Origin of the sequence: Streptomyces sp. NPDC085931, from assembly GCF_044540565.1 — a bacterium.
Lineage (GTDB): Bacteria > Actinomycetota > Actinomycetes > Streptomycetales > Streptomycetaceae > Streptomyces.
On the sequence record NZ_JBITSK010000002.1, the window covers coordinates 173,495 to 195,433 of the forward strand.

Consider the following 21,939-nt stretch of genomic DNA (forward strand, 5'->3'; position numbering starts at 1 on the left):
CCGGCCGTCGGCGCCATGCCCGTCCTCCGGCTGGCCGCGGGCCTGGTCGCGGCGTTGGCGCACGCGACGCGCACGGTGTGTGTCACCGCCCCGCCGGGCCCGTCTCTCTCGGCGCGCGGTCTGTGGCGGCGCACTGCGCCCGCGTTCCGCGACTCGCGGCGGTCCACGTGGTGCGCAGCACCCTGGTGCTGTCGGCGGCGCTGGCGAGTGATGCCTTCTGCGTCGGGTCCGGTCTCGCGGTCGACGCCGTTCCCGGAGTCGACCCGTTCGGCAGCGACGGGCCGTTCACCCCGACCGGGATTGCGCTGACGCCGGCTCCGGCGACGGTCCTGCTCGGCGCGGGCTTCCTGCTCGCCCCGGCCGCGAGCGCCGCGGACGACACCAACACACATCCTCGTCACCCGTCACCACACGTGAGGCAGCCCCGGCAGCTCGGGAAACCCCCCGCGGAACGGCTGCGGCCGGAGGGAGGGCAAAGTCAGGTGCCACCAGTCGGTCAGGCGGTCGTCAAGGACGGTCGTACCCTCGAGGGCCTCGGTCAGGGTGCACAGGCCGAAGAACGCGCGCACCAGGGTCCGGGCCGTGCGGGCGGGGCGGACGCGCTCGTGGACCTGCCCTGCCAGCCGGGCCTGCGCGAGCAGTCGCGTGGCGGCGGCGGTCCACAGCGCGAAGGGGTCGGGAACGGGAGTCTTGATGACGGTCCGCTCGGCCCACAGACGGGCGCCGGCACGCGCCACGGGATCCCGGGCGAGATCATGGGCGATGTCGTAGCTGAGGGCGACGAGCCGTTCGAGCGGGGAAACCTTCTCGTCTCCGTAGCGTCCAGCGAGCTGGGACCAGGTGGCGAACCGGTCTTCGACGACGGCGACGGCGATGCCCTCCTTGCCGGAGTAGTGGAAGTAGACCGCGCCACTGGTCCGGCCCGACCTTGCGCTTATGTCGTCGACGCTGGTGGCCGCGTATCCCTGTTCAGCGAACAACTGGGCAGCTGCTTCCAGCAGTGATCTGCGGGTTGCTTTCGCCCGTTCCTGCAACGTACCGTCCGCCCTCGCTCAGTTCTCGTGCCGACCACGAATTTAGTGCGCCAGCGTACGCCCGGAGTCCGAACAGGCACTTTCGTGCACTGATTACGCAGTTCTTTCGAATGCGAGCGCGTGCGAGTGATAGAGGACGCATGGCGCCTTGCGCCCCATGCGGCCAAGCGCGTGCGCCAACTGGATGGCGAGCAGGTGGCGTTGGCGGTCGCGGCGGCCGCGTCACGGCTGTCACCGCCGCACGGTCATACGCCCGTTTCCTGCGCCCGTCGAGTCACCGAAAAGAGTTATTGCCCGATTTGCCTGGACGGAAATAACGTAGCGGAAACTATCTTTCCGTTTTCTCCGGACACGGAAATGCCCCCTGCGTACCCGCCAAGGTATGGGAGACCCCAGTGACCATCTCGGACCACGATCTGCTCGACTGGTCGCCCGAAGCCGTCGTCTTCGACTGCGACGGCACCCTGATGGACAGCGAACGCCACTGGCAGGAGGCTCGCAGGCGAGCCTTCCGGGAGCACGGACTCCAGCCACCGCCCGGGTTCGCGGAGCAGGCCCTCGGCCTGCACTACGAGGACTGCGGCCGGCTCATGGCACAGTCCGTGCACAAACCCGAACTGGCCGAGGACCTGACAGCCGCGCTCCTCGACCACTTCCTGGCACTCGTCACCGACGAACCCGTGACGATGCCCGGTGCGGCCCGGCTCGTACGGCTGCTCTCCGGCCGGTTACCGCTGGCGGTGGCCAGCAACTGCCCGAGGGTCGTCGTCGAAGGCAGCCTCGAACGGGCCGGTCTGCTCGCGCACTTCCAGCACCTCGTGGTCCCCGACACCGGGGACCGCGTACGCCCCAAGCCGCACCCCGACGTCTACACCGTGGCGGCCCGGCTCTGCGGTGTCCCAGCGCACCGGGCGCTGGCGGTGGAGGACTCCCTGACCGGTGTGGAAGCGGCCCACCGGGCCGGCCTGCGGGTTCTGGGCGTCGGCCCCCTGCCACCGGGCGACGGCGTCACCCGGGCCGACGGGTGGTTAACGGCGTTGGACGCTCCCGAACTGTTGGCCTGGGCCCAGGCGCTTGGCAGCCCGCGGGGGACACAAGAACCCTGACAGCCCGCCGAGGTCCGGGTACCACCGGGGCTCGCGCTCCGCGGTGGACACGGACGGCGGCACGCTGGTGCGGGGGAACCAGGCTCCGCTGCGCCGCAGAGCGCGGCAGGAAAGGGACCCACCAGACTCGCGTGCTCTTGAGGCACTGGTCACCTGCCCCAGCGGCATGGGAGCCGTGTCCGTCGCGCCTCTCACCCCGCGCTGTCGCGCCTCTCACCCCGCGCCGTCGGCATCACCGACCCCGGCCAGCGGTCACAGGACATCGCGGCCGTCCACGACCCCGTCGAGAACCAACGGGCTCCTGCCCTGCCCCTGATGTGCTGTTCCCCCGGGGCCGGCAAGTGCCGAGGGCCGCCGGAACCGGTAGCGGGGCGCGGCTCGGCCGTCCAGTTCGCCCGTCGTGAATCGCAGGCAGCCGGCCCAGACACCCGGGCCTCTTCCCCTTCCCGCGCGCCCGGCAAGCGCACCCCTGGTTCCCCCCTCCGTCCGACGGACACGCCTGCGCGCTGCGGGAGATCGGTCTGCGGTTCCTGATAGGACGGGAGCCGTGAACTGGAATGGCAGGACGACAGCCCAGAACCGGACCCTGGCTGAGGCGAGCGCCCTGCTCGTCGAAGCCCGCCGCAAGGCCGCGGACCTCGTACGCGCCTCGGGCGCGGACCTTACACCCGAAGAACGCGACTGGGTGGGCCGCCCTTGCCTGGCCCAACTGGACCCCCCGCCGACCCCACACTTCTGCGGCTGCGGCGACTACGGCGGCTCGGGCGGCGAGGATCCCTGCCCGAACACCTGGATCGACTTCACCGGCCCGGACTTCGGCACGGGATCGCCTACCAGGACATGCGAGCACACGGAATCCGAGCACGCCCACATCTGACCGGTCAGGAGTACGTGGATGTCCGACTCGAAGCGGAAGGACAGGACCGACGAGCAGTCGCGGATGCTGGCCGAGGCTGCCGCGCTGCTCATCGAAGCGCAGGACAAGGCCGCGGCGATGATCCGCGAGTCGGGGTTGGAGCTGAGTCCCGCGGAGCGGCACTCGCTCGAGTTCGCGTGCTCCGGAGAGCTGCCGCCTCCGCCGACCCCGCATTGGTGCCGATGCCGACGTTACAGGGGCTCAGGCGGCGACGAGCCTTGCCGGACGGAGTTCCCCGACCACGGCGGTGTGGGCGGAGACCAGTGGGTCAGATGCGGGCACCTCAAGGAGACCCACGGCGTGTTCTGACCAGGGAGCGGTACGGCTCCGCAAGCACGACACCAACCCTGACCCGCCAGGACATCGCCCGGCATGCGCACACAGCATCGGCTCCAGGGCCCTGAGAGGGCCGGGGTCCGGTCATGGCGTGAACCCGGTCGGAGGGCGGTCCGGGACGGCCTGGGGGGACCGTCGCCGGCCTTGCCCAAGGGCTGTCCCGTAACTGATCAGCCCGGTTACGGATGCGCTGATCGTCGAGTATCCGTAATTCTTGGATCGCTCGGCGATGCTGTGGTCGCGAGTGGGTACCAGGGTGCCGTCCACGATGAGCACAGTGCCCTCGCGGAACCGCTGCCGCTGCTTGAGGCTGAGCAAGGGGCCGATGTGGTCAATGATCCGGTCGGCGGCGGACTTCGAGACACCGAAGAGCGGAACCAGTTGGCGCAGGGTGAGGTTGGTCCGCCAGTAGGCGGCAACCAGCAGAACCCGGTCTTCCACCGGCAGCGACCACGGGCGGCCAGGCCGCACCGAGTCCGCGCCCTCGCGGCGAAGCTGGGTGAGCAAAGTCCGGAACACACGCGGACTCAGTCCCGTGAACGGGGCTATCCAAGAGGAGTCCGACGCCGTGATCACAGCAGCCATGGCTGTGATCATTTCGCTGTGCTGCGGAAGGCGCTTACGTTCACGAGCCCTCCCTGCCGCCGGCGAGACGGCGACGCCACCAGAGGTCGGAGCGCCACTGACGTGATCAGCGAACGGATCGGGCAGAGTACGCCGGATGTACGCGGCGTCCAGGGAAGCCACCCGACGCCTCAGTTCCTCGCGAGCACCCGCCGGCAGTTGCTGCAGTACCTCATCAAGGACGTCCCTCGCGTGCCGCACATCGTCAAAGGAACACCCGCGACACGAGCACTCCGCAGCCTGCGGGTACAGGGAGCCGCGTCCTGGCGATAGCGCAAAGGATCGGTATCGTCTCAACGCTCGGTCTGTGGCGCCGGGGTACACGTAGTAGTCGGTTGAGAGCCTCTCGACTCAGTGTATCGTCAGGCTGGCGCGAGTTGAAAGCCAGTGGATCCGACTTGGCGGCGGATCGCTCCAGGTACGCGGGCCATGCCGGTGGTCGGCGCGGAGCCTGCCGGGCCGTCTACGCGGCATCGGCCTTTCGGTATGCGGTCATGGACGCCATCATGCCAGCAACCCTGAGCAGCGGGACAGCCCTTAGTGCATGCCCAGCTCCGTACTGGCGGCCAGTGGTTCTGGGTGAGCTTATCCCGTCTCGCGCAGGCGTTCGATACCCGTACGCCCGCTTCAGGCCACCGGCTTTCCCTCGCCGTCGACCGCACCAGCCGGCGTGGGTACTCAGTCCTCGAATTCGAATTCCGGGACGAGTGTGACGTCTCTGCCGGTTCGTACACGGTAGAGGATTTGCAGTCCTTGAGGCCCGAGTGCGCGGATCGTGCCCCAGGGGATGGTCTGAGAGGTCAAGAGGCCGGTGAAGTTGGGGTTGTCCTCGATCAGGTCGAGGTTGACGCCGTTCTTGCGGCGGCTGAGCGTCAAGGTGTCGCGGGGCTGACGGATCTCGACGGTGCATTGCTTACCGACGGAGAGGTGGAGTTGCTCGACCCCGCTCGCTCCGATCGTGGCGCTTCTGTCCCGGACAGCCATGACGGCACCTCGCTTCATGTGTGCTTGTCGCCAGAGGCCGCGACAAGCTGCCTTGGCGCAGCACCGTACGGGACGCTTCGCGCGATCCGGCACTGGATCGCCGACCAGGGGCGAAGCTCCCCCGTCTGGCACGCAGGGGAGGCAGCGAGGAGGCGTTGCAGCACGTGCCCGTGGGGCTTGCATGGACGCCAAGGGCTGCGGGTCACGTGGCTGCCGGTTTCTTCCTCGGGCGGGCCACATGTGGTGGGTGCGGGTTCCCACGTGCCCGTACTGGCCCAGGAAGTGCGCCGGCTCGACGCCCAGCGCAACCCGATCGTTCCTCCGACCCCCCACCCGTCCGGCGCCCGCCCGCCCACACTGCCCACCGAAGCCAAGCCCCGTCACATTGCGATCGTCATGGACGGCAACGGCCGCTGGGCCACCAGCCGCGGCCTGCCGCGCAGCGACGGCCATCGGGCAGGTGGCGAGGCACTGGCCGATGTCGTCCACGGTGCTCTGAAGATCGGCCTGTCCCACCTGGCCGTGTACGCCCTCTCCACCGAGAACTGGAAGCGCCCGGCCGACGAACTGACCGCCTTGATGGACGAGATTCCCCAGAGACTGCGCCGCTTGGCGAACGACACCGCCCCACTGAACGTCCGCCTGCGCTGGACCGGAGTGCGCGGGCCTCTGCCGGCCGACGTCGTCGCCGCTCTCACGGACGCCGAGCACGCCACCCGCGACCGCACCGGACTGACCCTGACCCTGTGCGTCAACTACGGCGGCCGCGCCGAGATCGCGGCATCAGCGAGAATCGCCCGGGACGCGGCCGCCGGACGGATCGACCCGGGCTCGGTCTGCGAACACGCCTTCGCCCGCTACCTGCACGTCCCGGAACTACCCGACGTCGACCTGCTGCCGCGCACCGGAGGCGACCAGCGCACCTCCAACTTCCTTCCCTGGCAAGCCACATACGCCGAATTGCTGTTCCCCGACACCCCGTGGCCCGACATGGACCGCCGCGACCTGTGGCACGCGATGGAAGAGTACGCCCGCCGCACCCGCCGCTACGGCTCGATCCCCCGCATCCCGGCCCAGCCCACCAGCCTGACCGGCCCGCGCTGACCTCAGCACGGTCAAGCTACAGCACGCACTTCGGCAGCAGTGCCGGCTGGCGATCCGAGCGGCGATGTCGCCAGCCGTCTGATCCGACTCATCAGGCCGCCGAGCCAGTCCAGCCCTGGATGATGTCTGTGCTGGAGCCGGCCGAGTGAGGAAGTAGAGGCAGACCTCACCTCCTTTGACGCCATCGCGCGACAGCAACCATGATGACAACAAGAGCCATTGAGCCCAGGAATATGGGAATCTCCCAGCCATCAGGTATCCAGGATCCCTTCCCGGAAGAGTCTGCAAAGTGCAGCATCATGCGCCTCCTTCGTATCAGGATTACGCACTCAATGTGGCGCAACAGTGACCGGAGCGCCTCCGCCGACAGCACACGTGACGCCACACAAGGTGCGATGGTCGACGTCGGCGATTCGTTGGGCTCGCCGACGAGACCGGCACCGCAGTGAATAGCCGCGATGACTGGTCCGATCGTGTCAGTAGGTAGTGGTACGACTTGCCCCCGGTCGTCATGGAGTTCAAGGTGCCCCCGGGTTCCCGGTTGAATCGCATGTCGACTCCGGCCGTGGACTCGGCCGACAGGCCGAGTGGGCCTCTGCGACGGTGAGCATCGGTTGATGGAGGAGCCGTTCCGCCATGGGGCAGTGTTTGGTGCCCTCCGTCTCGGTGAAGCCGCGTGACGTTAGTGCCGGAGCGTGCGGGCACTGGTACTTGGCCTTCTCGGCACCTCACTGGTCTCGGGTCATGTGGGCGAGGGCCTGGGTGGCGCTGTCGGGGGCGAAGGCGCTGTTTATGCCTTCGGCCGCTCCTTCGGCGGCCTCGCTGGAGCGAGGAAAGAGGATGTCCTCGTAGGCGGTGATCGCGTCGTCGGTGGAGGGGTGCTCGATGAGGGCGGCGGCCAGGTCGGCGCCGTCGCGCATGGCGAGGTTGGCGCCCATGCCGGAGAACGGGGACATCAGGTGGGCGGCGTCGCCGAGGAGGGTGACACCCTGGGTGTGGGGCCAGGTGTGCGGGACGGGGAGAGCGTGGAGCGGCCGGTTGGTGTAGCCGGTGTCGGTGTCGGTGTCGGTGTCGGTGATGAAGCCGAGCAGGTCGTCGCCCCAACCGGTGAACTCCTTCAACAGGGCTTCGCGGACGGCCTGGTTGTCGTTCAGGTCGAGGTTGCGCCGCTGGTACCAGTCCTCGTCGGTGCGCATTCCGATGTAGACGCGGATGTGGCCACCGCTGTTGCGCTGGGCGATGATTCCCTGGTTGTTGTCGAGGGCCATCATGGTGCCGTTGCCGGTGAGGGCGGCGCGCTCGGGGTGGCGGTGGTCGGCGTCGTCGAGACCGGTTTCGACGAAGGTGACGCCGGTGTAGACGGGTGTCGCGTCGGACACCAGGCGGCGGACCTTGGACCAGGCGCCATCGGCGCCCACGACGAGATCGGCTTCGGCGGTGGAGCCGTCGGCGAAGTGCAACCGGTGGGTGCCTTCGCCCAGCGGTTCGGCGTGGGTGAGCTGGTGGCCCCAGCGCACGGTGCCGGGTTCGAGGGAGTCCAGGAGGAGGTCGCGGAGCTGTCCGCGGTCGATCTCGGGCTTGCCCCGGCCGTCCTGGGCCGGCACGGCGTCGATCAGGACTCGGCCGTCCCGGCTCACCAGCCGCATCTGCTCGCCTTCGGGGCGGGAGAGCGCGGTGAACGCGTCCCACAGTCCGGCTGCACGCAAGGCGTGCTGGCCGGTGCCGGGGTGCATGTCGAGGGTTCCGCCCTGGTTGCGGCTGGTGCGGGAGGCGTCAAGGTCGTGGACGGTGACCGGGATGCCCTGGCGCTGGAGGATCCGGGCGCAGGTCAGTCCGCCGGGGCCGGCCCCGATGATCGCGATGCGGGGAGTGGGAGCGTTCATGGTCGTTCTCCTTGGTCGGGGCCGCACGTCGTCTCATCGGCCTGCACACCAAAAAAAGCACACCCATACAGAAAGTGCAACGACACAACTTTTTGCATCGCATCGCGATTCTGTATGATGCGACCATGAGCACACCCGTCGGACGTCGCGAGCGGAAGAAGGCCGCCACCCGCCAGGCGCTGGCGGACACCGCCCTGAACCTGTTCCTGGAGCACGGCTACGACAACGTCACCATCCGTGACATCGCGGACGCCGTGGACGTGTCGACCACCACGCTGCTCAAGTACTTCCCCACCAAGGAAGCCCTGGTCTTCGACGAAGACACCGAGCAGGAGGCCGCCCTCGTCGCCGCCGTCCGCGACCGGCCGGAAGGGCTGAGCATCCCGCAGGCGCTGTGCGCGCACATCAAGCGCATCCGCATCGATGTCCGCGGTTCCGACCCGCGGTTCGCCGCCTTCCTCCGCCTCGTCGCCGACACGCCCGCCCTGAGCGAGTACGGGCACCGCATGTGGATGCGTCACCAGGACGCGCTCGCCCGCGCCATCGCCGAGGCCACGGGCCGGCAGCCCGACGACTACCGGTGCGCCGCCCTCGCCCACTTCGCGCTCGAGACCTCGGCCTTCGCCCATCGCACCGACGACGCCGAGCAGGCCGTGGACACCGCGTTCGCGCTTCTGGAGCACGGCTGGAACGCCGCGTAACGGATTACGCCGGGCACGGCATCAGCCCCTCGCGCGACCGTGGCTGTCTCTTCTGCGATTCCGCCGTTCTCTTCGAAGCCGCGCCGCGGGTGTGCCGTGAGCCATGGGGGACGGCCGTCGGGGTGATGTCCGCCGGTGGGCGCGCCCTGGGGGAGTCCGCGGGCGCCCCTCGGGGAACGTGTGGGGATGTCGTGATCCGAAGAGCAATCGCCGCGGAGGCTGAAGGCGTGGACAACGTGGACGCACCGGACAGCGGAATCCTCCTCTTCCGCAACACCATGCGCATCACCGAAGGGCATCTCGACGCCTACCGGGAAGCCACGGAGCGGGCCGTACGATTCGTGGAGGAGCATGGTCCCCAGGTCATGGTGGAGGTGTTCATCGACGAGCAGAAGTTGCTCGCACACAGCTTCCAGATGTACCGGGACTCGGAGTCCGTCCTCGCGCACTGGAAGATGTCCGAGCCGTACATCCGGGAAGTGATGAAGCACTGCCGGGTGGAACGCTTCGAGGTGTTCGGACAACCCGATCCCGAGGTGACGGCGGGCGTACGGAATTCACTCGACGACCAGGTCTCGCCCTCCTTCGCGGCGCGCTTCACGGGGTTCATGCGATTCGACGCGTTGCGGTCCTAGCGGTGGCGACTCCCCCGCCCGGACAGGCGGTAGCAGGGCTGCCCCGGCCGCAGGCGCGGTGGCGGGTGCCGCGCAGTGCGCTGCACTCCGCGGGCGCGATGCGCGGCCGGGGCCCTTTCGGTTTCTTCTGCGCGGTCAGCCGACGACGGTCCAGGTGTCGCCGCCCGCCAGCAGCGCGGCCAGGTCGCCCTTGCCGTGCTGCTCGACGGCCTGGTCCAGCTGGTCGGCCATCTGCGTGTCGTAGACGGGCCGCTCGACCGAGCGGAACACGCCGATCGGGGTGTGGTGCAGGGTGTCCGGGTCGGCGAGCCGGGACAGCGCGAACGCCGTCGTCGGCGACGGGGAGTGCGCGTCGTGGACGAGGATCCGTCCCTCGTTCTCCGGCGTGACGGCAACCACCTTCAGATCCCCGGTCAGCTCGTCCCGCACGACGCCCTTGGCCTGGTCGGCGCCGAAGCGGATCGGCTTGCCGTGCTCCAGCCGGATCACGGCCTCCTCGGCCTGCTGCTTGTCCTTCAGGGCGTCGAAGGCGCCGTCGTTGAAGATGTTGCAGTTCTGGTAGATCTCGATCAGCGCCGTGCCCTCGTGGGCGGAGGCCTGGCGCAGCACCTCCGTCAGGTGCTTGCGGTCGGAGTCCACCGTCCGGGCCACGAACGACGCCTCCGCGCCGATCGCCAGCGACACCGGGTTGAAGGGCGCGTCCAGCGAGCCCATCGGCGTCGACTTGGTGATCTTCCCGACCTCGGAGGTCGGGGAGTACTGGCCCTTGGTCAGGCCGTAGATGCGGTTGTTGAACAGCAGGATCTTGAGGTTGACGTTGCGGCGCAGGGCGTGGATGAGGTGGTTGCCGCCGATGGACAGGGCGTCGCCGTCGCCGGTGACCACCCATACCGACAGGTCGCGGCGGCTGCTGGCCAGGCCCGTGGCGATGGCCGGGGCGCGGCCGTGGATGGAGTGCATCCCGTAGGTGTTCATGTAGTACGGGAAGCGGGAGGAGCAGCCGATGCCGGAGACGAAGACGATGTTCTCCTTCGCCAGCCCCAGTTCGGGCATGAAGCCCTGCACGGCGGCGAGGATCGCGTAGTCACCGCAGCCCGGGCACCAGCGCACTTCCTGATCCGACTTAAAGTCCTTGGCGGTGAGCTTGAGGTCAGTTGCCACGGGATGCCTCCTCCAGCGCGCGGGCCAGCTGCTCCGCCTTGAACGGCATGCCATTGATCTGCGTGCAGGAGACCACGTCGACCAGGTACTTGGCACGTAGAAGTGCCGCCAGCTGTCCCAGGTTCATCTCGGGTACGACGACCCGTTCGTAGCGGGCGAGGACCTCACCGAGGTTCCGCGGGAAGGGGTTGAGGTGGCGCAGGTGGGCCTGGGCGATCGACTCCCCGGCCCGGCGCAGCCGCCGTACCGCGGCGGTGATCGGTCCGTAGGTGGAGCCCCAGCCGAGGACGAGGGTGCGGGCGCTGTCCGGGTCGTCGACGTGCAGGTCGGGCACGTCGATGCCGTCGATCTTCGCCTGGCGGGTGCGGACCATGAAGTCGTGGTTGGCCGGGTCGTAGGAGATGTTGCCCGTGCCGTCCTGCTTCTCGATGCCGCCGATACGGTGTTCCAGACCCGGGGTGCCAGGGACGGCCCAGGGACGGGCCAGGGTGTGCGGGTCGCGCTTGTAGGGCCAGAACACTGCGGTGCCGTCGTCCAGGGTGTGGTTGGGGCCCTGCGCGAACTGCACCCTCAGATCCGGCAGTTCCTCAAGCTCCGGGGTACGCCAGGGCTCGGAGCCGTTGGCCAGGTAGCCGTCGGAGAGCAAGAACACCGGCGTGCGGTAGGCCAGCGCGATCCGGGCCGCCTCCAGCGCGGCGTCGAAACAGTCCGCCGGAGTGCGCGGGGCGACCACCGGCACCGGGGCCTCGCCGTTGCGGCCGAACATCGCCTGCAGCAGATCCGCCTGCTCGGTCTTGGTCGGCAAACCCGTCGAAGGCCCGCCGCGCTGGATGTCCACGATCAGCAGCGGCAGCTCCAGCGACACCGCCAGCCCGATCGTCTCCGACTTCAGCGCCACCCCCGGCCCACTGGTCGTGGTCACCGCCAGCGAACCGCCGAACGCCGCGCCCAGCGCCGCCCCGATCCCGGCGATCTCGTCCTCCGCCTGGAACGTGCGCACCCCGAAGTTCTTGTGCCGGCTCAGCTCGTGCAGGATGTCCGAGGCCGGAGTGATCGGGTACGAGCCCAGATACAACGGCAGATCCGCCTGCCGCGACGCCGCGATCAGCCCGTAGGACAGGGCCAGGTTGCCGGAGATGTTGCGGTAGACACCCGGCGGGAACGCCGTCGCCGCCGGCGCCACCTCGTAGGAGACCGCGAAGTCCTCCGTCGTCTCACCGAAGTTCCAGCCCGCCCGGAACGCGGCGATGTTGGCCGCCGCGATATCGGGCTTCTTGGCGAACTTCGACTGCAGAAACCTCTCCGTGCCCTGCGTGGGCCGGTGATACATCCACGACAGCAGCCCCAGCGCGAACATGTTCTTGCTGCGCTCGGCCTCCTTGCGGGTGAGGTCGAAATCCTTCAGCGCCTCCACCGTCAGCGTGGTCAGCGGCACCGGATGCACGTGATAACCATCCAGCGACCCGTCCTCCAGCGGGGACCTCTCGTAGCCGACCTTCTGCATCGCCCGCCGGGTGAACTCGTCCGTGTTGACGATCACCTCCGCACCACGCGGCAGATCGCCGATGTTCGCCTTCAGCGCCGCCGGATTCATCGCCACCAGCACATTCGGCGCGTCCCCCGGCGTCAGGATGTCGTGGTCGGCGAAATGCAACTGGAACGACGACACACCCGGCAGCGTCCCGGCCGGCGCCCGGATCTCCGCCGGGAAGTTCGGCAGCGTCGACAGATCGTTGCCGAACGACGCCGTCTCCGAGGTGAAACGGTCACCGGTGAGCTGCATACCGTCACCCGAGTCCCCCGCGAACCTGATGATCACCCGGTCCAGACGCGTGACCGGTTTCCGTCCCTCGACGAGGTCGCCGGGGTCCTTGGCTACAACAGTCATGTCGGTTGTGACTCCAGAGTCGTCCTGACCACGAGCACCCGCCGGGCGTCGCTGAGTTGGGCGGTCCAGGCGCCCCGGCGTCTTCCTGACGACGACGAGTGGATCCCATCGCGTGACCGCGAGGCAACGCGGTATCCAGGGCTTCGTCAAGTGTCCGTTCGCGGGGCGCGTGCCGCGGCGGGCAGGCAAGCTGACATAGTGCGGGCCTCGTGCAGGTCCGGGCCGCTCCGCGTCGCTAGGCTGCAACGGCCATCGCCATGCGGTCAGATCCCCGGAGGGGTCCGGTGGTCCGCCCCCGGCGGTGGCGTTCCCATTCGTCATGCGACACGGAGGACGTCTTGGCAGCGATCAAAGTCGGCATTTCCCTGCCCACCATGGCCGACCTGGCGCCGAAGGGCTTCCCAGGCATAGCGGCCGGTGCCCGCCACGTCGAACAGGCCGGTCTGGACTCCGTGTCCGTGTCCGACTTCATCATGGGCAACGGCGCGCCGGCCCTGGAGGCCACCGTCGCGCTCTCGGCCGCCGCCGCCGTCACCACGCGGGTCGACCTGCGCTTCAGCCTCCTGGTGCTGCCGCTGCGGAACATCGCCTGGACCGCCGCCCAGATCGGCACGCTGCAGCATCTGTCCGGCAACCGGGTCATCCTCGGTGTCGGGTCGGGCGGAGCCCCCGGGACTCCGTTCTGGCAGGCCGTGGGGGCCACACCGCAGGGTCGCAACACCCGGCTGGAGCGCTCCCTCGAACTGCTGCCGGGGCTGCTCGCCGGCGAGGAGACGACGCTGCCGGACGGCACCGCGCTGACGCTCGCACCCGCCGTGCCGGCGCCGCCGGTGCTGGTCGGCGGCAACTCCGACAACGCGATCCGGCGGGCCGCCCGGTACGCGGACGGCTGGCTGCCGTCGATGGTCTCCCCCGCGACGGTGGCCCGCGGTGTCGCGAAGTTGCGGGAGGCCGCCGAGGAGGCGGGGCGGCCCGCGCCGAGCACCACGGTGTGGCTGCACGCCGGGCTCGGAGACGACGAGTCGGTGCGCTCCGCGCGCGTCGCGTTCGAGAAGAGCCTGGTGGACATGTACGGGCTGGCACCCGAGGAGGCGCGGCTGGTGCCGATCGGTGGCAGCCCGAAGGAGGCCGCGGAGCGGTTCGCCGCGTACGCGGAGGCCGGCGCCGACCATCTCGACCTCCTGGTCGACGGCGGCGACTGGGAGCGGCAGGTGGAACTCATCGCCGAGGCGCGCGCGTTGCTGTGAGGTCAGCTCCGTCCCGGCCGCAGTCCTGAGGCCGGCCGGGACGGAGGCAGCGCGGAAGCGGGCTGTGCGACCGGCCGGGTCGCACAGCCCGCTTCGTGTGGCGGGAGTGTCACCTGCCCGGCAGCTCGATGGACTGCCGGTGGCGGAAGACGTTGCGCGGGTCCCAGGTGGCCTTGACCTTCTGCAGCCGCGCGTAGTTGTCCTTGTAGTAGAGCTGGTGCCAGGGGATGCCGGACTTGTTGAACTCGGGGTCGCTGAGGTCGTTGTCCGGGTAGTTGATGTAGCAGCCGTCGGTGACGTCGTTGGGCACGGGGACGCCGCCGGTGTCGGCGTACACGTCGCGGTAGATGTCGCGCAGCCAGGCGATGTTGGCCTCGTCCTGGTCGGCGCGGTGCCAGTACGACTCGTAGAACATCACCAGGTGCGCGTCGCGGTGCGGCGCCGGGGTGTCGTGCGGGCCCAGCTGGTTGATCCGGCCGCCCGCGGAGGCCAGCACGATGTAGCTGTAGGTGTTGTTGTAGTCCTTGCGGGTCAGGTGCTTGTACAGCGCGTCGATCTGGCGCTGCGGGAAGACGTCCTTGACGAAGGCGGACTTGTGGAAGGTGCGCAGGTTCGGGTTGTTGAGGGTCTCACCGCCGGTGGTGCTGTAGGTGGTGGCCTTCATGAACGGCAGGTTCTGGGAGTCGCGCCAGTTGGGCCGGGCGCCCATGGCGTCGCTGAGGAAGTCGACGAAGGCGTCCATCCGCTGCTGGGCGCCGGGCTTGTCGGCGTCGATCTGCGCCACGAGGAAGAGGGTGCCGGCCGACACGTGGTTGAGGAACAGCCAGTGCCCGAGGTCCAGGTATTCCGAGTCCATGGAGGCGTTGTCCTTGGACCACTGGCCGTACTTGCGCAGCAGGTTGGTGAAGCCGGCCTCGGTGATCTGCTCCCAGGGCCAGGTGACCTGGGTGTAGACGACCCGGGACGGCGGCCGGGGCAGCAGCCGGCTCGGGTCGTCGCCCTTGGCGCCGCGACTGCGCAGCCAGTACTTGGTGACGATGCCGAAGTTGCCGCCGCCACCGCCGGCGAGCGCCCACAGCAGGTCGCGGTGGGGGTCGTTCGGCTCCCGCGTGGCCACGACGGCCCGCACCCGGCCCCTGCGGTCGACCGTGACGACCTCGGCGGCGTACACGTGGTCGATGACGATGCCGTGTGCCCGGGACAGGACGCCGTAACCGCCGCCCGCGAAGTGTCCGCCCGCGCCGACGCTGTGGCAGCCGCCGCCGGGGATCGTCACGCCCCAGCCGTTGTGCAGGGTCTCGTAGATGTCGAGGAGGGTGGCGCCGGGCTCGACGAAGAAGGCGCGCCGCCGCTCGTCGTAGCCGACCCGGTTCATCAGCCGCAGGTCGGCGATGATCTGGGCCTCCTTGTTGAAGACGAAGTCCTCGAAGCAGTGACCGCCGCTGCGCACCACGATCCGCTTGCCGGCCTCGACGGCCTCGCGCACCACCTGGACCACCTGCTGCGTGGTGGCGGGCAGCCGGACGGCCTCGGGGGTGCCGACGAGGCGGGCGTTCATGCCCGACACCATGTCGACGTACCGGGGGTCACCGGGTCTGACCGTCGGGATCGCGCCGGAGGCGGTCTCGGGGGCCGCGTGCGCGGGCGACAGCGTACCGAGTGCGGTGACGGTCCCGGAGGTGGCCACAGCGGCGCCCGCTCCGGCCATGAACCGTCGCCTGTTCAACATACTCACGTGCAGCTCCATTCGGCGAGGGCGTCCTGGTGGGTTGCCAAGCGGCCCCCAGCGTGCCCATGGCCGGGCAGGGCCGACACAGATGCTCCGCGTGTATGTCAAGTAGCCTCTCGGCCGGTCACGTTGAGGTGATGCGCGGCCGGGCCGGGTGACGCACTGTGGACGCGTCGAGCGGCTGGGGCACGCCGGGTGACAGGGGGTGCCGACGCGGAGCGGGTAACGCGGTGCGCCGGGGGGCGACTTGACGCAGTCGCGGGCGGCGCGGGGCGGACGGCCTTCTTTTCGGGCATGGTCGTCGCGCGGGAGCCGTCGTCCCGCTGCTCCCCCGCCCCCGGCACGGGCGCAACGGCCGGTAGGGCCCGGGCGTCAGACGACCCGCTGTTTTCCGAGGTGACCGGCGAGAGGAGAGGCCGCACCATGGCCATCGACAAGAACGAACGGTATGCCCGACTCCGGGAGATCGAGGGCATGGACGTCAAGGAGGAGTACAGCCGCATCTGGTGGCTCGACATGGGCTACGAGTTCCCGTGGGACTTCAGCGTCGCGGGCGCGCTGGCGTTCTGCAACAGCGTCGCGCCGCCCCACATGGCCGCGCTCCTGGTGCGCACCGGGGAGCTGACCCACAACACGCAGCGGCGCATGGAGCACTTCGCCCTCATCAGCCTGGAGATGGTGCGGCGCGGGTTCAAGGACGAGCGCGGCCGGGCCGCCGTCCGGCAGATGAACCGCATCCACAAGAACGCGGTCCGCCACATCAGCGACGAGAAGGAGCAGTGGAGCATCAGCAACGAGGAGTACCTGTTCGTCCTCGCCACCAGCATGCTCATCCAGATCCGCTGGGTGGACCGGTACGGCTGGCGGCCGCTGACCGACCAGGAGCGGACCGCGGCGTACCTGCACATGCGGGAGCAGGGCGAACTCATGGGCCTGAAGAACATCCCGGGCTCGTACGAGGAGTTCGCCCGGTTCCACGACGAGTACGTGGAGCGGACGTTCGCGTATTCGCCGGAGGCCGTGACGCTGTGGCAGGTGCTGCGGAACACGGTCATCGAGCCCATGGCGGCCTGGCTCCCGAAGCGGCTCCAGCCGCTGGGACGCAAGGTGGCGGCGGCGGCGCTGCCCGCGCTCCTGACCCCGCACATGCGCAAGGCGTTCGGCGTGTCCGAGCCGTCGCGGCCGCTGCGGCTGGCCGTGGACGCCGCGCTCAAGGCGCGGGCGGCCTATGTGCGCCGGCAGCCGCCGCGCGAGGAGGCCGCCTACCCCGACCCGCTGCCCACGCCCAGCTTCCCCACGGGTGAGTTCAAGATGGAGGAGCTGGGTCCCGCGCACACGGTCGGGGGAAACGCCGGCTGAGCGCCGCTCCCGCCGCGTCGCCACGCACGTCGTCCCTTGACCGCCCTGACTGATCGCCCTGGCACGGCCGGCCCTCGGCCGGCCCGCGCGATCCGGTCTCCGGGGCCGGGCCCGTGACCGACCCCGCGTCCGGGCCCCGTCCGGCCCTGTCCGGCCCTGTCCGGCCCCTCTCTCCACCTCATGACCGAGCGGCACACGGTCGGACCGTGTGCCGCTCGGTCATGTGCGCGCCGCCCGGTGCGGTGCTCAGTCGCTCGGTACCGGAGCCCGAGCCGCAGCCGCAGCCGCAGCCGCAGCCGTAGCCGAGGCCTCTGCAGCGGCCGAAGCCGCCGCGGCGCCTGCGCGGATGTCGCGCAGCAGGCGGGCCTGCTCCAGCGTGGCCCGTTCGTGCTCGGTGTCCACGGTGCCGCGGCGCACCGCCTCGGCGAACGCCGCGACGGTGCCGGCCACCTGGTCCTCGGGCTCCAGCCGCAGCTCCCGGGTGCCGGAGGAGTCGTCGAGCCGGAGTACGGGGACATGGTCGGCGGGCGGGGTGAACGCCATGTCGAGGGTCAGCCGGCCGGAGCTGCCGCCGATCTCGTAGGAGCTGCGATAGGCGTGGTCGAGGCCGTAGGACAGCTGGACGGCGACGCCGTCGCCGGGCCGGCGCAGCAGCGCGGCTCCGGAGGTGTCGACGTCGAAGCCGGCGGCGGCCGTGGTGACGGCGCCCACGACGGTCAGGCCGGTGCCGAGCAGCAACTGCGCGGCGCGCACCGGGTAGACGCCGGTGTCCCACAGGGCGCCGCCGCCCAGCTCCGGGCGGTAGCGGATGTCTCCGGCCGGGCGCCGGGGCACGGTGAACGTCGCCTGGACGGAGCGTGGTTCGCCGATGGCGCCCTGCGCGAGAAGCCGGCGCACCCGGGCGTGCTGGCCGTGGTGGACGAACATGACGTTCTCCATCAGGGCCAGGCCCCGGCGGCGGGCCAGCGCGAACAGGTCCGCGCTCACCTCCGGGGAGGTGCTCAGCGGTTTCTCGGCCAGCACGTGCTTGCCCGCGCGCAGGGCCGCCTCGACCCATTCGGCGTGCAGGGCGAGCGGCAGCGGGACGTAGACGGCGTCCACGTCGCCGTCCTCGATCAGCCGGGCGTAGCCGGGCACCACGCGCGCGCCGTAGGGTGCGGCGGCCGCCGCGCCGCGGTCCGGGTCCCGGGAGGCGATCGCGGTGACCTCGAAGGCCGCGGAGCGGGCGAAGGCCGGCAGCATCCGGCGGCGCGCGATCTCCGCGCTGCCGAGCACGCCGATGCGAAGGACGTCCGTCACGGGGTCTCCTGGTTCCAGCGGGGCAGCACCCCGGCGGCCAGGGTCTGCGCGAGGCCGGGTGCGGCCCTGTCCTTCGGGGACATCAGGGGTTCCTCGGTGAGGTCCCAGGGCAGGGCCAGTTCCGGATCGAAGGGGTTGATGTCGATCTGGGTGCCCGGCTCGTAGACGGTCGACATCACGTAGCAGATGCAGGTGTCGTCGCTGAGGGCCACGAAGCCGTGGCCCACGCCGTCGGGAATGTAGAGGGAGCGGCCGGAGGACGCGTCGAGGGTGCAGACGTGGTGCCGGCCGAAGGTGGGTGAGCCGATGCGCAGGTCGACGATGATGTCGCGCAGCGCGCCGCGTACGCAGCTGACGTACTTGGCCTGCCCGGGCGGTACGGCCACCGTGTGGATGCCGCGCAGGGTGTTGCGGCGGGACACGGAGTAGCTGATCTGCCGGGGCACGAACGGCTCACCCAGCACTTTCTCGAGTTTGTCGGCACGCATGCCCTCCCAGAAGGCGCCGCGCTCGTCCGGCAGTTGCTCGGGGGTCACCAGATACGCCCCGGTGATCGCCGTCGCGGCGATACGCACCGTGTTCTCCTCTCCGTCGCAGGAGCCGGGGGCCGGCCGGCCGGTTCAGGTCCGGTCGGCCACCAGGCGCTCCAGGTCCCGGACGATCTCGTGGGCGGGGGGCAGCTGGGCCATCTCCCGGGACACCTCCCGCGCCCGCTCACGGTACGAGGGATCCTTCAGCAGCAGCTCGCAGGCCGCGTTGATCTCCTCGTAGCCGCCCGACTCGACCAGGGTGGCGGCACCGTACTCGACGATGCGGCGGGTGGCGGTGGTGGGGTACTCGGGGTGGGCGATCAGCTGCGGGACGCCGGCGTGCAGGGCGGTCATGTCGGTGCCGCCGCCCCCGTGGTGGATGATGACGTCGCAGGTGGGGGCCAGTACGTCGAGCGGCACCCAGCCGACGCGCGCCTCGGGCACCTCGTCGCGCAGTTCCGCGGCGACGACCTCGGGGGCGCCGACCACGACCTCGGCGCCGAGCTTGCCGACGCTGCGCGCCATGTCGCGCAGCCCTTCGCCGCTGAACAGCCGGGTCCCGGCGGTGATGTAGACGCGGGGGCGGTCGCCCTTGGTGTACATCCACGGCTCCAGCGGCTTCTGGGGGTTGCCCGGGACCCAGCGCATGAGCTTGGCGGGGACCGCGTCGTCGGGCCGCAGGCTGGGCGGACAGACGTCGAGCCACAGGTCGGGGTCGGGCAGCTTCTGCAGGCCCAGTTCGGCGAGGACCGGGGCGAGCACGGGCTCGGCGCCCGGGTCGTAGGCACGGGAGTCGATGCGGTCCCACTCCAGGCGCACGCTGGGGATGCCCAGGTGGTCGGCGAGCAGCGGGGCGGTGTAGAACATGCCGCCGCCGACGACGAGGTCGGGGCGCCAGTGGTCGGCCAGGTCGAGCAGGCGGTCCAGGCTGTCCACGGCGATCTCGGCGTAGACCCGGCCCACCGCCTTGAGCTGCTCGGCCGGGTCTTCCGGCATGGCGCCCATGAAGGCGCTGACCTCCTCCATCGACACCGGGGAGATCTTCACGGCGGGCAGGCCGACGCTGGCGATGTTGGGCAGCACCCAGTCGATGCCGCCCATGAACACCTGGTGTCCGGCATTGCGCACGGCCGTGGCGAGCGGGGTGTGGGAGAAGATCGGGTAGGGGCTGTTTCCGGGGATGAACAGGACCTTCATGGGCTGTCTCAACCTGCCTTCGTGAGTGCCGCGGCGGCTCGGACTCCCGAGAGCATCGCCGCTTCCGTCGTGGGGGAGTTGAAGTAGTCGCCGGCGAAGACGACCGGGGGCCGCTGCTTCTTCAGCACCGCCACGGAGCGGCGGTAGCGGCCCGGCGCGGGGATGGGGAACCCGTAGGGCCGCTCCGCGATCTGGAACGGCTCGGCGCTCTCCACCGGGAACTCCGGCCACAGCGACGTCAGCATCGTGCTCACCTCGGCGAACTGCTCCTCGGCGGGACGGCCGAGCAGGCGGCGGGTGTTGGCGCGGCCGGGGTAGGTGAACACCAGGAGCTTGTCGACGGGCCGTCCCCGCTCGTCCCGCACCGTGCGCGGGTAGGTGATCATGTTGCGCAGGGGCGGGTCCTCGGGGCCGCCGGCCACGATGTGCGCCTCGGCGGGCAGGGTGCCCTTGTCGACCAGGAACGAGACGGACAGGGCCGGTTCGTACTTCTGCGTCTCCAGGAACCGGCGGGTCTCCTCGTCCACGGCCTGCGCGGGCAGCGCGGCGACGAGCTTGGCCGCGATCGGCGCGGGCGTGGCCACGACGACCTCGTCGAAGGTCTCGGTGACCGGGGTGCCGTCCGGGCCGACGGCGCCGACGACGATGCCGGTGCCGTCCTGCTGGATGCCGGTGACCTCGTGCGACAGTCGCAGCTCGGCTCCCTCGGCGTTCTTCTCGGCGAGGATCTCCATGCCGTTGCGCAGCACGTAGAAGCCGGAGCCGCCCATCCAGGCGAGCAGGGCTCGGGCGTGGACGGCGGAGATCTCCTCGCAGGCGAAGTTCCAGAAGCCCTCGATCTGGGGGCGCAGCAGGAAGTCGAAGCCGCGCTTGGAGACCTTCCGGTAGCCCCAGTCGGCGGCGCTCTGCCCGTCGTCGAACGGGGCCGACTTGACCGGGTCGAACAGGTCGAGCTGCTTCTTGCGGGCGACCTGGGCGAGGGTGGTCAGCAGGAAGGCGACCCGGTCGCGCAGCTTGACGTGCCGGTAGCGGAGCAGGCTGAGCGGGGAGTCGGAGGAGAGCGGCACGGCCTTGCCGTGGTCGGAGATCCAGACGTTGCTGGAGATCCGGATCAGCTCGTCCTCCAGCCCGTACTCCTTGATGAGCTGGGTCATCAGCTTGTAGAAGCTGACGTACATCAGGTTGATGCCGACGTCGGGCTCGATCTCCGGGCGGTGCCAGGAGCGGGCCCGGCCGCCGAGTCCGTCCGCCGCCTCGAAGACGACCACCTCGCGGCCGCCGCGCAGCAGCTGGCGGGCGGCGGCGCAGCCGGCCATGCCACCGCCGATCACCGCGGTCCTGGTGCGTTGTGTGCGACTGGTCATCGCTCCACCTCCGTCTGCTGGTCCGACCGGGTCAGTGTTCGACGATCTCGTCGTGCGGCCACTCCAGGCCCTGGCCGAGACCGCCGTCGACGGGCAGGTCGACGCCGGTGGTGAAGGTGGCGTCGAAGGCGAGGAAGAGCACCGCGTCGGCGACCTCCTCGGCGGTGCCGAAGCGGCGCATGGGGGTCAGCTCGACGCCCTCCTTGATGTTGGCGGCGCGCAGTTCGTCGGAGATCTCGGCGATGCCCATCGTGGGGGTGTCGGTGAAGCCGGGGCTGACCGTGTTGACGCGGATGCCGCGGGGCAGCAGCTCGGAGGCGAAGACCTTGGAGAAGGCGCGGATGGCGGACTTCATGCCGGTGCCGACGCTGGTGGCGACGAAGCCCATGCCGACGGCGACGGCGGTGGTGAAGACGAACGAGCCGCCGTTCTTGACCAGGGGCGCGAGCCGCTGCGCGGTGAAGAAGGCGCCCTTGGTGTTGGTGTCGAACATGCGGTCGTAGGTTTCCTCGGTGACCTGGCTGAGGGAACCGAACTTCAGGTACCCGACGTTGACGAAGACGAAGTCGACCTCGCCCAGCGTCTCCTTGACCGCCGTGCCGAGGGCGTCGATGTCGGACATGTTCGCCGCGTCGGAGCGCAACACGTGGGCGCGCGGGCCGAGTTCGGCGCGGGCGGCCTCGATGTTCTTCTCGTTGAGACCGGTGAGCAGCACCTCCGCTCCGCCGTCGAGGAGCTTCTTCACCACGGCCATGCCGATGCCGTGCGTACCGCCGGTGACCACGGCCTTCTTGCCGGCGTACTTGTTCATGACACCTTCCGGTTGAGATCGGGGGCCTTCC

The 21,939-nt window shown here is 70.0% G+C and carries 19 protein-coding genes and 1 pseudogene; 8 read left to right on the forward strand and 12 right to left on the reverse strand.

Annotation, left to right across the window (positions count from 1 at the left end; all coding sequences use genetic code 11):
- Positions 1 to 404: 404 nt before the first annotated feature.
- Complete coding sequence (locus ACIGAN_RS03810; protein WP_399854679.1) at positions 405 to 1,034, reverse strand: ScbR family autoregulator-binding transcription factor; 630 nt, start codon at positions 1,032 to 1,034, stop codon at positions 405 to 407.
- A gap of 395 nt (positions 1,035 to 1,429) precedes the next feature.
- On the opposite strand from ACIGAN_RS03810, the gene ACIGAN_RS03815 reads away from it, so the two are divergent.
- The 3 genes from ACIGAN_RS03815 (at position 1,430) to ACIGAN_RS03825 (ending at position 3,365) form a co-directional block, all read left to right on the forward strand.
- Positions 1,430 to 2,140, forward strand: coding sequence for an HAD family hydrolase (locus ACIGAN_RS03815; RefSeq protein WP_365742598.1), 711 nt, complete (start codon positions 1,430 to 1,432; stop codon positions 2,138 to 2,140).
- A gap of 547 nt (positions 2,141 to 2,687) precedes the next feature.
- Positions 2,688 to 3,017, forward strand: a complete 330-nt coding sequence (locus ACIGAN_RS03820; protein ID WP_365742596.1) for a DUF6422 family protein — start codon at positions 2,688 to 2,690, stop codon at positions 3,015 to 3,017.
- An 18-nt stretch (positions 3,018 to 3,035) separates the two neighbouring features.
- Entirely contained in the window at positions 3,036 to 3,365 is a 330-nt protein-coding gene (locus tag ACIGAN_RS03825; protein WP_365742594.1) for a DUF6422 family protein, read from the forward strand.
- Between the two features lie 222 nt (positions 3,366 to 3,587).
- Here ACIGAN_RS03825 and ACIGAN_RS03830 read toward each other — a convergent pair.
- A pseudogene (locus tag ACIGAN_RS03830) lies at positions 3,588 to 3,977 on the reverse strand (transposase family protein); the annotation flags it as partial.
- A 717-nt stretch (positions 3,978 to 4,694) separates the two neighbouring features.
- On the reverse strand, positions 4,695 to 5,000 hold the full coding sequence (locus ACIGAN_RS03835; RefSeq protein ID WP_399854681.1) for a hypothetical protein: 306 nt from the start codon (positions 4,998 to 5,000) through the stop codon (positions 4,695 to 4,697).
- Between the two features lie 261 nt (positions 5,001 to 5,261).
- Between ACIGAN_RS03835 and uppS the strand changes: the two genes are divergently transcribed.
- Positions 5,262 to 6,104: a polyprenyl diphosphate synthase gene (gene uppS, locus ACIGAN_RS03840; RefSeq protein ID WP_399854682.1), complete on the forward strand. Its 843-nt coding sequence runs from the start codon at positions 5,262 to 5,264 to the stop codon at positions 6,102 to 6,104.
- A 728-nt stretch (positions 6,105 to 6,832) separates the two neighbouring features.
- On the opposite strand, the gene ACIGAN_RS03845 is transcribed toward uppS, so the two are convergent.
- Entirely contained in the window at positions 6,833 to 7,987 is a 1,155-nt protein-coding gene (locus tag ACIGAN_RS03845) for an FAD-dependent oxidoreductase (protein WP_399854683.1), read from the reverse strand.
- A 125-nt stretch (positions 7,988 to 8,112) separates the two neighbouring features.
- Here ACIGAN_RS03845 and ACIGAN_RS03850 point away from each other — a divergent pair, with 125 nt between their 5' ends.
- Both ACIGAN_RS03850 and ACIGAN_RS03855 read left to right on the forward strand, forming a co-directional pair.
- The gene (locus tag ACIGAN_RS03850; protein ID WP_365096927.1) at positions 8,113 to 8,688 is read left to right on the forward strand and encodes a TetR/AcrR family transcriptional regulator; all 576 of its coding nucleotides are present in this window, start codon (positions 8,113 to 8,115) and stop codon (positions 8,686 to 8,688) included.
- Positions 8,689 to 8,915: 227 nt separating this feature from the next.
- Positions 8,916 to 9,323, forward strand: a complete 408-nt coding sequence (locus ACIGAN_RS03855; RefSeq protein WP_365742586.1) for a hypothetical protein — start codon at positions 8,916 to 8,918, stop codon at positions 9,321 to 9,323.
- Positions 9,324 to 9,458: 135 nt separating this feature from the next.
- Here ACIGAN_RS03855 and ACIGAN_RS03860 read toward each other — a convergent pair whose 3' ends face one another.
- Both ACIGAN_RS03860 and ACIGAN_RS03865 read right to left on the reverse strand, forming a co-directional pair.
- Positions 9,459 to 10,484 carry a 2-oxoacid:ferredoxin oxidoreductase subunit beta gene (locus tag ACIGAN_RS03860; RefSeq protein WP_399854684.1) on the reverse strand — a complete coding sequence of 342 codons (1,026 nt, stop codon included), beginning with the start codon at positions 10,482 to 10,484 and terminating at the stop codon, positions 9,459 to 9,461.
- Positions 10,474 to 12,372 carry a 2-oxoacid:acceptor oxidoreductase subunit alpha gene (locus tag ACIGAN_RS03865; RefSeq protein WP_399854685.1) on the reverse strand — a complete coding sequence of 633 codons (1,899 nt, stop codon included), beginning with the start codon at positions 12,370 to 12,372 and terminating at the stop codon, positions 10,474 to 10,476. Before ACIGAN_RS03865 ends, ACIGAN_RS03860 begins: the two co-directional genes overlap by 11 nt.
- A gap of 338 nt (positions 12,373 to 12,710) precedes the next feature.
- On the opposite strand from ACIGAN_RS03865, the gene ACIGAN_RS03870 reads away from it, so the two are divergent.
- Positions 12,711 to 13,619 carry an LLM class flavin-dependent oxidoreductase gene (locus ACIGAN_RS03870; protein WP_365098493.1) on the forward strand — a complete coding sequence of 303 codons (909 nt, stop codon included), beginning with the start codon at positions 12,711 to 12,713 and terminating at the stop codon, positions 13,617 to 13,619.
- A gap of 109 nt (positions 13,620 to 13,728) precedes the next feature.
- Here the strand turns inward: ACIGAN_RS03870 and ACIGAN_RS03875 are convergent, their stop codons facing one another.
- Positions 13,729 to 15,348, reverse strand: a complete 1,620-nt coding sequence (locus ACIGAN_RS03875; protein ID WP_365098508.1) for an FAD-binding oxidoreductase — start codon at positions 15,346 to 15,348, stop codon at positions 13,729 to 13,731.
- Between the two features lie 423 nt (positions 15,349 to 15,771).
- On the opposite strand from ACIGAN_RS03875, the gene ACIGAN_RS03880 reads away from it, so the two are divergent.
- Positions 15,772 to 16,707, forward strand: coding sequence for an oxygenase MpaB family protein (locus ACIGAN_RS03880; RefSeq protein ID WP_365098492.1), 936 nt, complete (start codon positions 15,772 to 15,774; stop codon positions 16,705 to 16,707).
- 246 nt (positions 16,708 to 16,953) lie between these two features.
- Here the strand turns inward: ACIGAN_RS03880 and ACIGAN_RS03885 are convergent, their stop codons facing one another.
- From ACIGAN_RS03885 to ACIGAN_RS03905, 5 genes are read right to left on the reverse strand one after another with little or no spacing between them, the layout of a single operon-like run.
- Positions 16,954 to 18,006 (reverse strand): Gfo/Idh/MocA family protein, encoded by a 1,053-nt coding sequence (locus ACIGAN_RS03885; protein ID WP_399854686.1) that lies wholly within the window; start codon positions 18,004 to 18,006, stop codon positions 16,954 to 16,956.
- Positions 18,003 to 18,581, reverse strand: a complete 579-nt coding sequence (locus tag ACIGAN_RS03890; protein ID WP_399854687.1) for a dTDP-4-dehydrorhamnose 3,5-epimerase family protein — start codon at positions 18,579 to 18,581, stop codon at positions 18,003 to 18,005. Before ACIGAN_RS03890 ends, ACIGAN_RS03885 begins: the two co-directional genes overlap by 4 nt.
- A gap of 45 nt (positions 18,582 to 18,626) precedes the next feature.
- A complete protein-coding gene (locus ACIGAN_RS03895; protein WP_399854688.1) occupies positions 18,627 to 19,745 on the reverse strand; it encodes a nucleotide disphospho-sugar-binding domain-containing protein in 1,119 nt (372 codons plus the stop codon).
- Positions 19,742 to 21,097 carry an FAD-dependent oxidoreductase gene (locus ACIGAN_RS03900; protein ID WP_399854689.1) on the reverse strand — a complete coding sequence of 452 codons (1,356 nt, stop codon included), beginning with the start codon at positions 21,095 to 21,097 and terminating at the stop codon, positions 19,742 to 19,744. Before ACIGAN_RS03900 ends, ACIGAN_RS03895 begins: the two co-directional genes overlap by 4 nt.
- Before the next feature lie 31 nt (positions 21,098 to 21,128).
- Positions 21,129 to 21,908 carry an SDR family oxidoreductase gene (locus tag ACIGAN_RS03905; RefSeq protein ID WP_399854690.1) on the reverse strand — a complete coding sequence of 260 codons (780 nt, stop codon included), beginning with the start codon at positions 21,906 to 21,908 and terminating at the stop codon, positions 21,129 to 21,131.
- Positions 21,909 to 21,939 lie beyond the last annotated feature (31 nt).

Excerpts from the sequence above, each read along its gene's own strand:
- ACIGAN_RS03825 (WP_365742594.1), top strand. The coding sequence starts at position 3,036 with ATGTCCGACTCGAAGCGGAAGGACAGGACCGACGAGCAGTCGCGGATG.
- ACIGAN_RS03835 (WP_399854681.1), bottom strand. The coding sequence starts at position 5,000 with ATGGCTGTCCGGGACAGAAGCGCCACGATCGGAGCGAGCGGGGTCGAG.
- ACIGAN_RS03845 (WP_399854683.1), bottom strand. The coding sequence starts at position 7,987 with ATGAACGCTCCCACTCCCCGCATCGCGATCATCGGGGCCGGCCCCGGC.
- ACIGAN_RS03850 (WP_365096927.1), top strand. The coding sequence starts at position 8,113 with ATGAGCACACCCGTCGGACGTCGCGAGCGGAAGAAGGCCGCCACCCGC.
- ACIGAN_RS03865 (WP_399854685.1), bottom strand. The coding sequence starts at position 12,372 with ATGACTGTTGTAGCCAAGGACCCCGGCGACCTCGTCGAGGGACGGAAA.
- ACIGAN_RS03875 (WP_365098508.1), bottom strand. The coding sequence starts at position 15,348 with ATGTTGAACAGGCGACGGTTCATGGCCGGAGCGGGCGCCGCTGTGGCC.
- ACIGAN_RS03880 (WP_365098492.1), top strand. The coding sequence starts at position 15,772 with ATGGCCATCGACAAGAACGAACGGTATGCCCGACTCCGGGAGATCGAG.
- ACIGAN_RS03900 (WP_399854689.1), bottom strand. The coding sequence starts at position 21,097 with ATGACCAGTCGCACACAACGCACCAGGACCGCGGTGATCGGCGGTGGC.
- ACIGAN_RS03905 (WP_399854690.1), bottom strand. The coding sequence starts at position 21,908 with ATGAACAAGTACGCCGGCAAGAAGGCCGTGGTCACCGGCGGTACGCAC.